The organism is Streptomyces sp. UC4497, from assembly GCF_054871485.1.
In genome coordinates this window covers 24,908-37,361 of record NZ_JBTYHB010000052.1, presented here as the reverse complement: position 1 = coordinate 37,361, position 12,454 = coordinate 24,908, and the positions used below count along the sequence as shown (strand labels likewise).

The following is a 12,454-nucleotide window of genomic DNA, read 5'->3' as shown; positions in this document are numbered from 1 at the left end:
CTGGCAGGGCGACGACGCCGTTCCGAGGCCGCCGGCTCAAGCGGTGGAGGCGACGTCACAACACCACCCACGCGAAGATCCGCTGCGTCGGCGAGCAGGCCATGGCCGTCCTGAAGGGCTGGCGCCTCCTGCAAAACTCCGCTGCAGCACAACCCGAATCACCGACATCGCGAAGACCGTCCGCGTCCCTCACCATCCTCAACGTGAGGACGGAAAAGCCTCACGGTCCGCCGGGCGGAATCCGACTCCACCATCGCAACCACGCCCCAAGAAGGACGTCGGGCCCACTTCCCCCATCGTGCATGGCAGGAAGCGGGCCCGAGGCAGCAACGCCAAGGAACTCGGCGTCAGTTCAGCGGCACGTCGAAGTTCTTCGCCGTGATCTTCGTGCCGTCCGAGCCCTTGGCCGCCAGGCGCTTGTAGCGCAGGACGAGCTTGTCGGTCTCCTTGTCCGGGGTGAAGACGACCCAACCCGTGCTGGTCTTACCCGTCTTGGCATCCTCCAGCGGCGTGTAGCCCGCCTTCTTGACCTCGTCGTCCAGGATCGTGGTGCTCGCCTGGTCGATGCCATTGGACATGCCCGTCAGGCGGAAGCTCGTCGAACCGAAGCTGGTGTAGTACTTCGAGCTCGCGGTCACCTTCACATTGACCAGGACCACCTTCTCGCTCTCGAGCGCCGAGAACTTGGCCTTGGCCGCCGCCGACGGCTGGTAGCCGTCGATGTACTTCAGCACCGTGGCCTTGTGCCCCATGACATCGTCCTCGAAGGACTTGTTCACGGTCACCGCCTTCGGGGCCTCGGAATCCGCGGACGCCTCCGCGGACGGAGACGCGGACGCCGGGCCCGCCTGCTCCGTCGCCGACTTCGACGGCGCGGGATCGGGGGCCGTCTGCGTCGGCTTGTCCGAGTCACCTCCGCACCCGGTGAGCAGGGCGCTGCACGCCACGACGGCAGCGACAGCAGGCAGGAACGTACGAACACGCATGAAGGAGAACCCCCGAGAAATGGAACACGCATCTGGGTCCGCGAGCCTTCTCTGCGCGCCCCGACCCGCCATGCCCCCGTTGGTCACGGCGCGGCGACTCTACCCGAAGCCCCCACCAAGCGGAGCCGCGTCACCCAATCTTGATGTGGGCGTCTCCCCCTCCTACGGCGGTACGGTTGCCTGGTTCTCGTCTCAGCGTGCGAGGGTCTGTCTTCCCAGTCCCAAGACACCATTTCAGTTGGCGTGATCTTGCGGCAGTCCGGGATGACGACTGCTGCGCTTGTCGCGCGCATGGCGCCGGAAGTCTTGTGGGAGTTGTTCCAGCGAGTGCCACAGGGCGGAAGCCACCGTCGACGAGGTGACCGCGAGGTCCGATGACGGGGCAGGCCGCGCAGCGCTGGCAGGACCCGGCGCTGCCCGCCTCCGAGCGGGTCGACGCGCAGGGCCCGACGCGCCCTGATTCTCGACTTCGGGCATCTCGTCGGCATCGTCACGCTCGCCGACATCAGCCGGTTCCTGGAATGGCCGACCGCCGCCGCCCGCTCCAGCCGTGAAGCCGTACCGCGCGTATGCGGCGTGCTCTGCGACAGGATGCGTGAACAGACGGATTCGGACAACTGGCTTTTGGCGCGCGGGCATTGATTGGCTACGGCGCGTTCCGGGTATTCCGCTGGCACATCGCCGCCACCCCAGACCCTGCTGGCCACGACAACGGCGCGGGCACCCGCGCGTCATGTGGGCGGCTCCTGCCCACGCCCGGATCGTTGCTTCTCTCTCGTCTCGGACGTTGTGGCACCCCCTCACATACTCGCTGCCGCGCACTCAGGCACCGCGAGGAGGAGTGATGATAGAGGACGTCGCCGCGTTTGGGCTCCGCGTGGGGGGACCGAGCGGGCGGCTGGTGATCGAACTCTGGGGTGAGTTGGACATCTTCGCCGCACAGCAGCTGTCGGCCCGTCTCACGTCCCTGATCGGGGAGGAAACGGGTGACGTGATACTCGACCTGTGCGGTGTGTCCTTCATCGACTGCAGCGGCCTGTCCCTGCTGTGCACCGTGCGCGACCAGGTCCTCCAGCGCCAACGTCGACTGGCTCTGGTGAGCGACGATCCGTTCTTCCTCCGAGTGCTGCGGCTGACCGGGTTGGCCGACACCTTCACCGTCATCGGTTGCCGGGAGGCGTCAACCGATGCGGTTGCGGAGCGGTACGACCGCATCGGCGTACCCGTACGAGTCGCATCCAGACCGAGCGGTACGCCGGCTTCCGACCCGCCCGAATCCGCTAGGGGCGAGGAGCCGTTCGACCTCTCGTGCGGAACCGCCGACCTCTCGTAAGCCGACCGAACCCTCGCCATGACGCCAGATGTCCCCGCCGAGCGACACCTGAACGATCGGGTTGAGGGGCACCGGACCACACCGGGCCCGGCCGACGCCCGGAAGAAGTTCTACGGCTACAAGGGTGCTCTCGACGGCATCACAGGACCGGGGACCAAGGCCGCCTTCTGGCGCAAGGCCTATGCCAACCCGGCGGTCTGACTGGCTGAGCATCGTGAGCGGCCCGCCCCGCCAGGGGCCAGGCCGCTCGCTTTCTGGTAGGCGTTGTGCAGCCCCGCGTCGCGAATCCGCATCGCGCCGGGCCTGGTCGGTGGGGATGCGGGCATGCCGGAGGTGCTTCTATTGGTCAAGGTTGAGCTGAGACTCGTCGTGCGTGATCTGACGTCTGCTGATCTGGCGTCGTGCTCATGGGCAGGGTCCGACCACCATCTCCGAGGCGTCGTACAGCAGTTGAAGCGAGCTCAGGCTGGTGACGTCGATTACTTGGCCGTCTGCACGCCCTCGAACATTCCGATCGCGAAGGGCGGCGTGGACTACCGGGCCGCAGAAGGTGCTGGAACTCTGTGGCAGCTGGCCGTCCATCCCGCACTGCAATCGTGTGGAATCGGAACCGTCCTCATTGAGGCCGCGGAACAACGCATCAAGGACCGCGGCCTGCGGCAGGCGGAGCTGGGCGTGGAAGAGGACAATTCACGCGCTCGCGCCCTGTACGAACGGCTGGGCTACATCGCATACGACAGCCGGCCCGACTCGTGGGACGAGCAAGCCCCCGACGGAACACTGCGTCGATACGAGACCACGTGCACACTGATGCGGAAGCGCTTGTCGTAGGCGGCGCTCTGGTTGGTTGACCTGCGCGCGGGAGCGGGCTCCGCGTGCGGACGTGGCGGGCGAGGAGGGCTCCTTTTCGTGCCGGTGGACAGTTTGCGCACCAATCGCGCACCTTCGGTCAAATAGCTTCATGTGGAACGTAGTTGAACGACGCGACGTACGCTGACGACTCACAGGCAAGCTCAGGGGAAGGGCAGCCAATGGGCGACGAAGCAGAGCCGACGTTCGAGGCACTTCTTGATGCTGCGGTACTCGGGTGGCGATTGGACGAGATACGGGCGGGGCGACTGGAGGCGAACGCCGACGACCGCCTCATCCTCAGAAAACTCGGCGTTTTTGAGCGAATGCGCAGTGAAAGCTGGTGCGCCGACAAGGCGAGGCAAAGGAGTTGGGAGTCCCTTCTGAAGGCATCCGAGCGCCACTCCACCCCTGCTGAGCCCGGAGGCTCTGTGCCGCGTGCAGGTGAGGATGGACAGGTCACTTCATAGCGGCGCTTGCGTGGCGACCCCTGCTGGGGCATGTCCGGCGGATCTTGCCATCCGCGGTCAGCCACCTTGTGAACGTCCCCCAGCTCTGCCCCGCACCTCGGGACGAGGACTAACCGATCATGCCAAGGTGTGGGCATGCATACGCCAACTCGCAGTGCCCCAGGGGTGCTTCAGCCCAGGGACGACCGAATGTGGGCCCTGTCTCGACACATCGCGGTCGTTCTCACACTCGGTGTCGCTCTGTTCCGAGGGGCTAGCTTCGCGCCCGCCGCTGTCACTCAAACATGCAGCAGCCCCATGGGCTCGCGTCGGCCGTCACTCGTCCACCACCTCGTCGAGATGGTCGAGCAGTTCTTCGGTGACCACGTCCTGCTGCGCACCCACAGGGATCCAGTAGTCGCTCATGTCGCCGCTCTCGACGCCCTCTTCGCTGTTGAAGCGCATGCGTGCTCCATCGGGCAGCAAGCCCTGGAGCCATTCGATGAATGCCGCCGCATCGGCGGCGGTGCAGGGCCCGATGTTGAAGCTCTGCGCCGCGTCCATGAACTGCCCCTCGATGGGGGTTTCCCCTACGTGCACGGCGAACACCAGTGAGTGGCCGTCGAACGCGAGCTGGTCGGCCATCTCCTGCGGCGCCGTCAGCGGTGCCGTCACGGCCTGGTCACTCAGCCGTCGCAGTCCGGCTTCGAAGCGCTCCGCATCGAGGCTCCAGGGCTGTCCCTCAGGCGCTGCGACGTAGAACGTCGTGGTGAGCTTTTCCAGCTCGTCCCTGTTCATGTACTTGCTTCCGGTTCTCTAGGGGGTGTGGCGTGCGTAGCCTTCGACATGGTTGGTGGCCATGAGGAAACGCCAGTACGCCAGGGACTCGGCGTCGTTGGTGTTGACCTCGACGAAGCGGACCTTGTTACTGGGAACCGTCATGGCCTTTCCGTACTCGGCCATCTCCTTGAGATCGCCGTTGTACATGTTGGTTTCCCAGATCCGGCCGTTCGACTTGTTCATATTGTTCAGCGTGCGCGGTGAACAGCCTTCCTGCTTGACGTACTTGGCCTCCACCGCGGCGCCGTCCGTGGCACGCAGGCCGTCAGCCATGAGCCGACCGCTTGGCTTGGGCCAGCCAGAGGGCAACGGCAGTCCGCGCTCCGGCGATCCTGCCACGCGCTTTTGGTATTCGTCGGCAGGCCTGTTGCCGGGGTTCTTGTACGGCAGACCGTCGGCCCACATCTTGAATTCGGCCTGCTCCTTGGAGGACAGCGGGGCCTCATAAGGCGGTACAGGTGGTGCGATCGGAGCGAGCGTCACCGGCTGGCTCGACAGGGACGCTAAGGTCACGCCAGGTGCGGAGCCGTTGTAGGAGGCGGGCACCAGCCCAGGGACGAGCACCGGTACGGGGAAGATCGGGGGCAGGCCGGGAAGGCCGGGCCGCCCGTCGGAGTTGGGCAACCGAATCCGTTTGCCGGATCCCTCCAGCGCACCGGGGATGTCACCGAGCGAGCGGATGCGTGTATCGCCGAGCACCTGGTCGAGGGGGCCTTCGCGCGACCAACGGGGAGTGAGATCGAACAGGGCCGAGCGTGCCTCCATGATGTGGTCGGCGTAGGCCGCGCATGCCCTCTTGATCTGGTAGCAGGCGGCGGCGAGGTTCGGGAGCAGCGGTTCCCCCTCGGTGACTTCGCCCGGCATGCCGCGCTTGCCGATGAAGGTATTGCAGTAGTCGTAGAAGGCGTTCATGGCTGTGCCCGTGCAGTCCGACTTCAGCCGTCGGACGCCCGTCTGGGCCGTATCCGCCAGCGACTCGACCAGGCTGCCGGCCTTGTGCCACGTTGCGGCAGTGTCGTAGAGCTTTCCGTAATCGCCGCGCGCCTTCGGGTCGCTGTCCTGGTCGAAGAACGAGTCGACGAAGGAGTCCTTGTGGATGATGCGGGGAAGCTGGCGTGAGCTTCCCGTCGGATCGCATTCGCTCGCCGCATTCCTGAGCTGGGAAATTTCCTGTGCCACGGAATGTTGTTTCAGCATCGCCTCGACAGCAGCATCCTCAGCCGCGAGGTACCCGAATGCCATCTCCATGAGTCCGGCCGCGGTATTGGCGAGTCCGTACGCGGCGAACGCGAGCCGCTCGACGGTCTCTTGTGCCGCCGGCTCATAGACCTTGGCGAAAGCGTGCCCTGCCTCGTCGTCACCAGCCATGTCCGCCGAGTCCGCCAGGTCGTTCACCAAACCGTTGGCGATGGACTGGGCATCGTGCTTCAGCGTGGTAAAGCCTCGGGAGCTCGTTGCCATGTGCGTCGTATTGACGTCAAAGTCTGCCATTGCCCCCCCGGCACAGTCTGGTCTCCCTTGACCACGCAGCCTACGAGATGGCCCTGCGGCTGCCGAGAATGTCGTCCACACAGCTCAGAAGCGTCTCCAACGGTGCGGCAGGATGAGCACTCGTGCTGCCTCGTCTCGCCTGCCTAACCGTCACCAATATGTTCGCCGCACTGCGGTTGCTGCCGATGAGCAACCGCGACAAGGACGCGGAGATCCTCGCCCTGCGGCACCAGCTCGCCGTCCTTCAGCGACAGCTCGGAGCAGACCGGCCCAAGTTCGCTCCGGAAGACCGGGTCCTCATTGCCGCCCTACTGGCGCCCATGCCCCGCGAAGTCCTGTGCCGGCTCCGGATACTGGTCCGACCCGACACCGTGCCGCGCCGGCCTCGCGATCTGATGAAACGGCGCCACGCCCGTACCTGCCGGCCGAAAAGACCGGGCCGACCACGCACCATCCGCTCAATCCGCGCGCTGGTCCTGCGCCTGGCGCAGCAGCGATGACTTTTCGAGTCCCACAGGACACGGTTGAGGTGCCGTCAGCGGGCGAACGCCCCATTCTCAACAGTGCGAGCAAGGATTCCCAGCGTGGCCCGCAGACCAGCCTCCGGGATGACCGGGAAGACGCCCGCCTCGCGGTACTTGTCGTCGATCTGGCTCCAGTCGTAGTAGGAAGTGACGAGCGTGCCCTTCTCGTTGGGTTCGAGGCGATACCCGTAAAGGTGGCGGATGGGCGGCTGGATGGTGCCTGAGATCGTCCATTCCAAGAGCGCGTCGCGTTCGTAGCGAGTGATGATCACCGTCACGTCGTACCGCCCCATGGGAAGGTCCCCGAGAGCCTCCCGGTCCATGTGGACGACGAACTCGTCCCCCACCGCACTTACGGGAGCGCCCGCTGCGGACTGCAGCATGCCTGAGCTGTCAATACCCACGTGGCCCTGCGGGGATCGCAGCACCTCAAAGATCGCCGACGGGGATGCGCCAATCTGCCGGGTGACATCAAATCGCTCTGTCGTCATGCCTCACCCTTACATGCATGACCCCGTCAGCCGCTGGCAGGGGAGGCGGTCGCATGCATCAACGAGTACGGACATGCGACCTGACCAGGGGCGATGAGTTTCCGAACCGCACGAGACACCACGTCGTGGCCTTCCGGTCGTGACACCGAGCCGACACGGTGACCCTGTCCCGCTCGAAGATACGATTCCTGCTCTGGCCTGCAGCTTCTCCACGCGAGGCAACAGCGTCAATGACGCCCGGGATGATCCTTCGACCGCAGCCCCGGCAGGCCCTCCACCGCATCCACCGTCGAATCCACCCGGCGCCAACCACGGCGTTGTGCCGGACGGTGTCCGTCTCCCACGAAGGGGCCCACCGCGACTACCCGTGGGAGGTGAAGTGCACGACCGCCGAGGCGGTGGTGTGGTGCCACCGCCTGCTGTTGCGCAGCATCGCGTGGTCGCCACCGGGCACGAGGGACATGTCCGCCCGCGCGCCTGACGCTCGCGCACGTCGGACGTACTCGGCCGAGGCCTGTGGATCGGTGACACGGTCGTGGTCACCGTGGAGTACGAGGACGTCCTTGTCCCTCAGGTGTGCGACGGGTTCGCCCTCCGGGCACCAGGGGGCCAACGCCACAACGGCCCCGACCTGGGGAGCTCGTGCGGCGCGCAGAGCGGCGCGGCCGCCCATCGAGTGACCCACGAGCACCACTGGCACGTCGCCGACGAGCCGGGTCAGCTCGTCCAGTGCCCGATTCGCATCGTGCAGGGCATCGGCGTCGGATCCATTCCAGCCACGCACCCGGTACCGCACCCGCGCCAAGAGGACGGGGGCGTCCGCGAGGGCCGCCGCGGCCGCGCGCACGAAGGGCCGCATGCGCAGCGCCGCAAGGTGCCAGGACCGCGACGGCGACCGGCCATCGGCACGGCCGCCGTGCAGGAACAGCACCGCGGCCCGCGCCTCGGACGGGGTTCGACACCGCACCAACGCACCGCTAGGACTCGCCACAGTGGCTCGCTGTCCGAAATCAGTCATGCGTCACCCTCCCTACTCCACGGCGTGACCGTGGAATGCTCGCTACTGATCATTCGGCGCCCGCCCTGCAACGGCTTGGTCGAGCGGACCGGTCCAGGGGCGTTTTGTCGGCCCTGCAACACCGTGACCGGTCAGATCAGTCCCGTGACGGTGATGGTGACATGAGCCCGCACTTTCTGGTCAGGGACGGCCATAGCCAGGTGTTCCTCGGTCGTCCGGCGGTGTGCGTGCCGAGAACCCCATCCGCGCAGACCACTCAAGCCGTCATCGCGCCATGGCAGCCCGGCATCTGAACGACCGTGCTGCTTCGATTGACCTATCTGCCCGTGACCAACGCCTTCGCCATGCTGCGGCTGCTCCCGGCGAGCGACCGCGACAAGAAGACCGAGATCCTCGCCCTGCACCACCAACTCGGTTTCCTGCAAAGGCCACTCGACGGCCAACGTCTCCGCCTCCACGCCGCGGACCGCGCATTCCTCGCCGCACTGCTCACTCCGCTCCCCCGCGCGACACTGCGCCGACTCCAGCTGCCGATCAGCCCGGACACCGTCCTGCGCCGGCACCGCGACCTGATCAAGCACCGCCGCGCCCGGTGCAAGTACTGGCCGACGCCCCGGCCGTCCACGCACCCACACCTCGAAACACCGCCCGTACCTCGCCTCGCCGCCGAGAACCCCAGCCTGGGGATACCGCCGCATCCACGGCGAACTCCCCCTCGTCGGCGTCCGGGTCGCACCATCCACCGTCTGGGAGATCCTCAAAACTGAAGGCATCGCCCCAGCCCCACAGCGAACCACCGTCACCTGGGCCAACTTCCTGCGCTCCCAAGCCCACGCCATCCTCGCGATGGACTTCATCGAGACCGTCACCCTCACTGGCCAGCGCCAGTACATCCTCGCCGCCATCCACCACTCAAGCAGAAGGGTCCACGTCCTGGGCCACACCGCCCGCCCCACGCACGCCTGGGTGACCCGGGCCATACGAAACCTGGTCATGGACCGGCATTGCCCCGGCCCCGCGCCGCTCAGGGCCCACGCGGCGACAGTTCCTCCATGCTCGGGCGAAAAGGGTGATCGCCTGCAACTCCCTCAAGTGGACTGCGCCCTGACGTTGAAACGGATCCACATCCTGGTGTCAATCGAGCGTCTCGGCAGAATCCTGCTCGAATACCAACATGCCGCCCGGACTACGCGGATGGAGTTTTCGGCAGGCACCCTGTTCCCGGGCGCCGCTCGGCCCGGCCGCAGCGACGACGCTGCTGCCCTGCGGCTGGACGAACGCTCAAGCGCTTTCGTGTGAGGTGTCTTCGGCGCGTTCGGTGTTCTCGCGCTCGATGCCGAGCCGGCGGATCGCCGCCTCCATGTGGTCGTGCAGGATCTCCTGCGCCGCCGCCGCGTCCCCGCGCTCGATCGCGTCGGCGATCGGAGCGTGCGCGCCGGGCGACATGGCCTCGTCGCGGAGCTCGTCGCCCGCGCTCATGATGGCCACCCGCATCGGCCCCTCGAGCTGCTTCCAGGTGCGCAACAGCATGGAATTGCCCGAGAGTTCGCACAACAGCAGATGGAACCCGAGGTCCGCCTCGACCTTGGCCGCCAGATCGGCGTCGGCCTCGAAGGTGCGCTGGAGCTGGTCGAGTGCCTCCCGCAGGGCCTGAGCCGACCGCTTCCGCTTCGGGGACGCGATCAGCTGCGCCACCGCCAGGCCCTCCAGCGCTTCCCGGACCTGGAACAGCTCGCGTACCTCGGTGGGCGAAAGCTGCGAGACCCGCAGCATGCCCCGCGCGCCGGCGGTGACAAGACCTTCCTGCTGAAGATGACGCAGCGCCTCCCGAACCGTGCCCCGGCTGACCGAGAGCCGGTCCGCGATCTCCACCTCGCCGAGGTGATCACCGGGCCGGTACTGACCGGTCGTGATGGCCGTACGCAACGCCACGAGCGCGCGCTCCCGCAGGGTGGTGGTGCGGGTGAGGCTGGTTAGCGTCTGACCAGGCACGGTCGAACCCTCCTTGGACTGCTCCGGCCGTCATCGTAGCCCGAAGCAAGGTTCCAGTGTTAACAGTCGACAGACTTCACATTGATCCCGCCGCAAGGGTTGACAGTGCCGCAGCCCACATTGAGCATCCTCTCTCGCCTGCTGACTGTTAACAGTCAGCAGTCGGGAGTGCGAGGGAGCCGCCCCACGCCAGATCAAGGAGGATCGCCATGCCCGAATCCATGCCGCGTCCGGGGACCGACCGGGAGGCAGAGGCCTCGCAGGGCTCGCCGGACCGCATGCGGGTCGCCGTCGGCTCCGGTGTCGGCGCGACCATCGAGACCTACGACTTCATCGGTTTCGGCACCGCCGCCGCCCTGTACTTCGGCGACGTGTTCTTCCCCGACTCCGACCCGCTCTCGGCCACCCTGCTCTCCTTCGCCACCCTCGGAATCGGCTTCGCTGCCCGCCCGTTGGGCGGCGTCATCGCCGGACATCTCGGCGACCGCATCGGCCGCAAGCCCGTCCTGGTCGCCTCGCTCCTGACGATGGGCGTCGCGACCGTCCTCATCGGCTGTCTGCCGACGTACCAGACGGTCGGCGTCTGGGCACCGGTCCTGCTCGTCCTCGTCCGCGTGATCCAGGGGCTGGCCTTCGGCGCCGAGTGGGGCGGCGCGATCCTGATGGCCTTCGAGCACGCCCCCTGGCGCCGACGCGGTCAGTACACCGGCATCACCCAGGCCGGATTCCCCGTCGGCCTGCTCCTCGCCAACCTCGCCTTCCTGGTGAGCGGCCACACGCTCGACGACAACTGGGCTTGGCGGGTTCCGTTCCTGCTCAGCGCGGTCCTGATCGTCGTCGGCATCGTGATCCGCCTCAAGGTCGACGAGTCGCCGCAGTTCGAGGAGTTGAAGCAGTCCGGCGAGGTCGTCAAGAACCCGCTGCTCACGGTGGTGCGCGAGGACTGGCGCAATATCCTGCGGGCCTTCTCGCTGCGGATCGCCGAGACCGCCGGCTACGCCGTGTCGATCACCTTCCTCCTGTCCTACCTCGACGACGGCACCGCCCCGGACATCTCCGGCGGCACCAGCCTGCTGGCCCTCGTGGTCGCCGCGGCGCTCGGCATCGCCGCCACCGTCCTGTGGGGCCGCCTGTCCGACCGCGTCGGACGCCGCCCCGTCTATCTCTTCGGCTGCGCGTTCAGCGTCGCCTGGGGCCTCCCCCTGTTCCTTCTGGTCAACACCGAGGATGCCGCGCTCGTGACGGTCGCCTTCGTGGCCAGCTACGTCGTCTGCCAGAACTCCCTGGCGGGCGTCCAAGGCGCCTGGTTCTGCGAGCTGTTCGCGACGAAGACCCGCACGGCCGGCACATCACTGGCCTATCAACTCTCCGCCGTCGTCTCCGGCTTCACGCCGATGATCGCCACGGCCCTCTACTCCGCCACCGGCTGGACCGGCCCCGCGCTGCTGTTCAGCGGCTGCGGGCTGATCGGCCTGGTGGCGGCGCTGGTGACCCGCGAGACCTGGGGCCCGGGCGAGCGCACCGATGCCGAACACCGGGCGAGCCGTACCGAATCCGACGCGATGCTCGCCGCCGCGGACGCGTCCCGCTGACACCCGACCCCATCCCCACTCCCTAAGCCCACCACCTCTGAGGAGAACCGCATGACCACCGCAACCACCCCCCGTACGGCCGTCGTCACCGGCGCCGGATCCCGCCGCGGCATCGGCCGCGCCACCGCGCACGCGCTCGCCGCATCGGGCTATCACGTCGCCGTCCTGGACCTCGACAAGGAGGCCGCGCTCGACGTCGCCCAGGAAGTCACCGACCGGCACGGCGTCCAGGCGCTCGGCCTCGCCGCCGACGTGACGGACCCCGCCGCCGTGGACGCCGCGATCGGAGAGGTCGAGGCCGCGCTCCCGCCCATCGGCGCCCTGGTCAACAACGCGGGCATCACCTCGCCGGTCCGCTTCCTGGACGTCACCCCCGCCGAATGGGACCGGATCTTCGACGTCAACGTACGCGGCAGCTTCCTGGTCACACAGCGAGTGGCGGCCGGGATGGCGGAGCGCGGCTTCGGGCGCATCGTCTTCCTGTCGTCCGTCTCGGCGGAGCGCGGTGGCGGCGTGTTCGGCGGCGTGGCCTACTCCGCGGCGAAGGCCGGCCTCCTCGGCTTCGCCCGCGCCCTCGCCCGCGAACTGGGCCCCGCCGGCGTCACGGCGAACTGCGTCGCACCCGGTCTCATCGACACCGACATCACCCAGGGCAAGCTCGACGCGGACCGCAAGGCCGCCATGATCGCCGACGTCCCGGTGCGCCGGATCGGCGAGGTCGAGGACGTGGCCGACGTGATCGCCTTCCTGACCCGGCCCGAGTCGGGCTACCTGACGGGCGTGACGTACGACGTCAACGGCGGCTCGCACATCCACTGAGCCCGCGGGTGACGTGTGGTCGGCGGAGGCGCCAACGGCTCGCGAAATTGGTTTAACCAAAGTGTTGACC

General features: G+C 67.3%; 14 protein-coding genes and 2 pseudogenes. 10 read left to right on the top strand and 6 right to left on the bottom strand.

Translation table 11 applies throughout. The features are described 5' to 3' along the window. Positions 1-2: 2 nt before the first annotated feature. A pseudogene (locus tag ACYSUO_RS39585) lies at positions 3-193 on the top strand (IS5/IS1182 family transposase); the annotation flags it as partial. A 154-nt stretch (positions 194-347) separates the two neighbouring features. On the opposite strand, the gene ACYSUO_RS39580 reads toward ACYSUO_RS39585, so the two are convergent. Next, positions 348-986 (bottom strand): hypothetical protein, encoded by a 639-nt coding sequence (locus ACYSUO_RS39580; protein ID WP_461781048.1) that lies wholly within the window; start codon positions 984-986, stop codon positions 348-350. A gap of 264 nt (positions 987-1,250) precedes the next feature. Here ACYSUO_RS39580 and ACYSUO_RS39575 point away from each other — a divergent pair. The 4 genes and pseudogenes from ACYSUO_RS39575 to ACYSUO_RS39560 all read left to right on the top strand — a co-directional run. After that, positions 1,251-1,358 (top strand): annotated as a pseudogene (locus tag ACYSUO_RS39575) (IS5/IS1182 family transposase); the annotation flags it as partial. A 472-nt stretch (positions 1,359-1,830) separates the two neighbouring features. Then, positions 1,831-2,319, top strand: a complete 489-nt coding sequence (locus ACYSUO_RS39570) for an STAS domain-containing protein (RefSeq protein ID WP_461781047.1) — start codon at positions 1,831-1,833, stop codon at positions 2,317-2,319. Between the two features lie 18 nt (positions 2,320-2,337). Next, complete coding sequence (locus tag ACYSUO_RS39565) at positions 2,338-2,520, top strand: hypothetical protein (protein WP_461781046.1); 183 nt, start codon at positions 2,338-2,340, stop codon at positions 2,518-2,520. 123 nt (positions 2,521-2,643) lie between these two features. Continuing rightward, positions 2,644-3,150 (top strand): GNAT family N-acetyltransferase, encoded by a 507-nt coding sequence (locus ACYSUO_RS39560; RefSeq protein WP_461781045.1) that lies wholly within the window; start codon positions 2,644-2,646, stop codon positions 3,148-3,150. 803 nt (positions 3,151-3,953) lie between these two features. Here ACYSUO_RS39560 and ACYSUO_RS39555 read toward each other — a convergent pair. Beyond that, positions 3,954-4,415 carry a hypothetical protein gene (locus tag ACYSUO_RS39555; protein ID WP_461781044.1) on the bottom strand — a complete coding sequence of 154 codons (462 nt, stop codon included), beginning with the start codon at positions 4,413-4,415 and terminating at the stop codon, positions 3,954-3,956. A gap of 18 nt (positions 4,416-4,433) precedes the next feature. After that, positions 4,434-5,948 (bottom strand): restriction endonuclease fold toxin-2 domain-containing protein, encoded by a 1,515-nt coding sequence (locus ACYSUO_RS39550; RefSeq protein WP_461781043.1) that lies wholly within the window; start codon positions 5,946-5,948, stop codon positions 4,434-4,436. Positions 5,949-6,106: 158 nt separating this feature from the next. Between ACYSUO_RS39550 and ACYSUO_RS39545 the strand changes: the two genes are divergently transcribed. Continuing rightward, entirely contained in the window at positions 6,107-6,448 is a 342-nt protein-coding gene (locus tag ACYSUO_RS39545; protein WP_461781042.1) for a hypothetical protein, read from the top strand. A gap of 35 nt (positions 6,449-6,483) precedes the next feature. Here the strand turns inward: ACYSUO_RS39545 and ACYSUO_RS39540 are convergent, their stop codons facing one another. After that, entirely contained in the window at positions 6,484-6,963 is a 480-nt protein-coding gene (locus ACYSUO_RS39540) for an SRPBCC family protein (RefSeq protein ID WP_461781041.1), read from the bottom strand. A gap of 361 nt (positions 6,964-7,324) precedes the next feature. After that, a complete protein-coding gene (locus ACYSUO_RS39535) occupies positions 7,325-7,981 on the bottom strand; it encodes an alpha/beta hydrolase (protein ID WP_461781040.1) in 657 nt (218 codons plus the stop codon). 299 nt (positions 7,982-8,280) lie between these two features. Here ACYSUO_RS39535 and ACYSUO_RS39530 point away from each other — a divergent pair, with 299 nt between their 5' ends. Next, complete coding sequence (locus ACYSUO_RS39530) at positions 8,281-8,748, top strand: hypothetical protein (protein WP_461781039.1); 468 nt, start codon at positions 8,281-8,283, stop codon at positions 8,746-8,748. A 79-nt stretch (positions 8,749-8,827) separates the two neighbouring features. Next, positions 8,828-9,280 (top strand): hypothetical protein, encoded by a 453-nt coding sequence (locus ACYSUO_RS39525; protein ID WP_461781038.1) that lies wholly within the window; start codon positions 8,828-8,830, stop codon positions 9,278-9,280. Here the strand turns inward: ACYSUO_RS39525 and ACYSUO_RS39520 are convergent. Then, entirely contained in the window at positions 9,263-9,973 is a 711-nt protein-coding gene (locus ACYSUO_RS39520; protein ID WP_461781037.1) for a GntR family transcriptional regulator, read from the bottom strand. The two genes, ACYSUO_RS39525 and ACYSUO_RS39520, sit on opposite strands and share 18 nt — an antisense overlap. A gap of 209 nt (positions 9,974-10,182) precedes the next feature. On the opposite strand from ACYSUO_RS39520, the gene ACYSUO_RS39515 reads away from it, so the two are divergent. Beyond that, on the top strand, positions 10,183-11,565 hold the full coding sequence (locus ACYSUO_RS39515; RefSeq protein WP_461781036.1) for an MFS transporter: 1,383 nt from the start codon (positions 10,183-10,185) through the stop codon (positions 11,563-11,565). Between the two features lie 51 nt (positions 11,566-11,616). Then, positions 11,617-12,384: an SDR family NAD(P)-dependent oxidoreductase gene (locus tag ACYSUO_RS39510; RefSeq protein ID WP_461781035.1), complete on the top strand. Its 768-nt coding sequence runs from the start codon at positions 11,617-11,619 to the stop codon at positions 12,382-12,384. Positions 12,385-12,454: the final 70 nt, after the last annotated feature.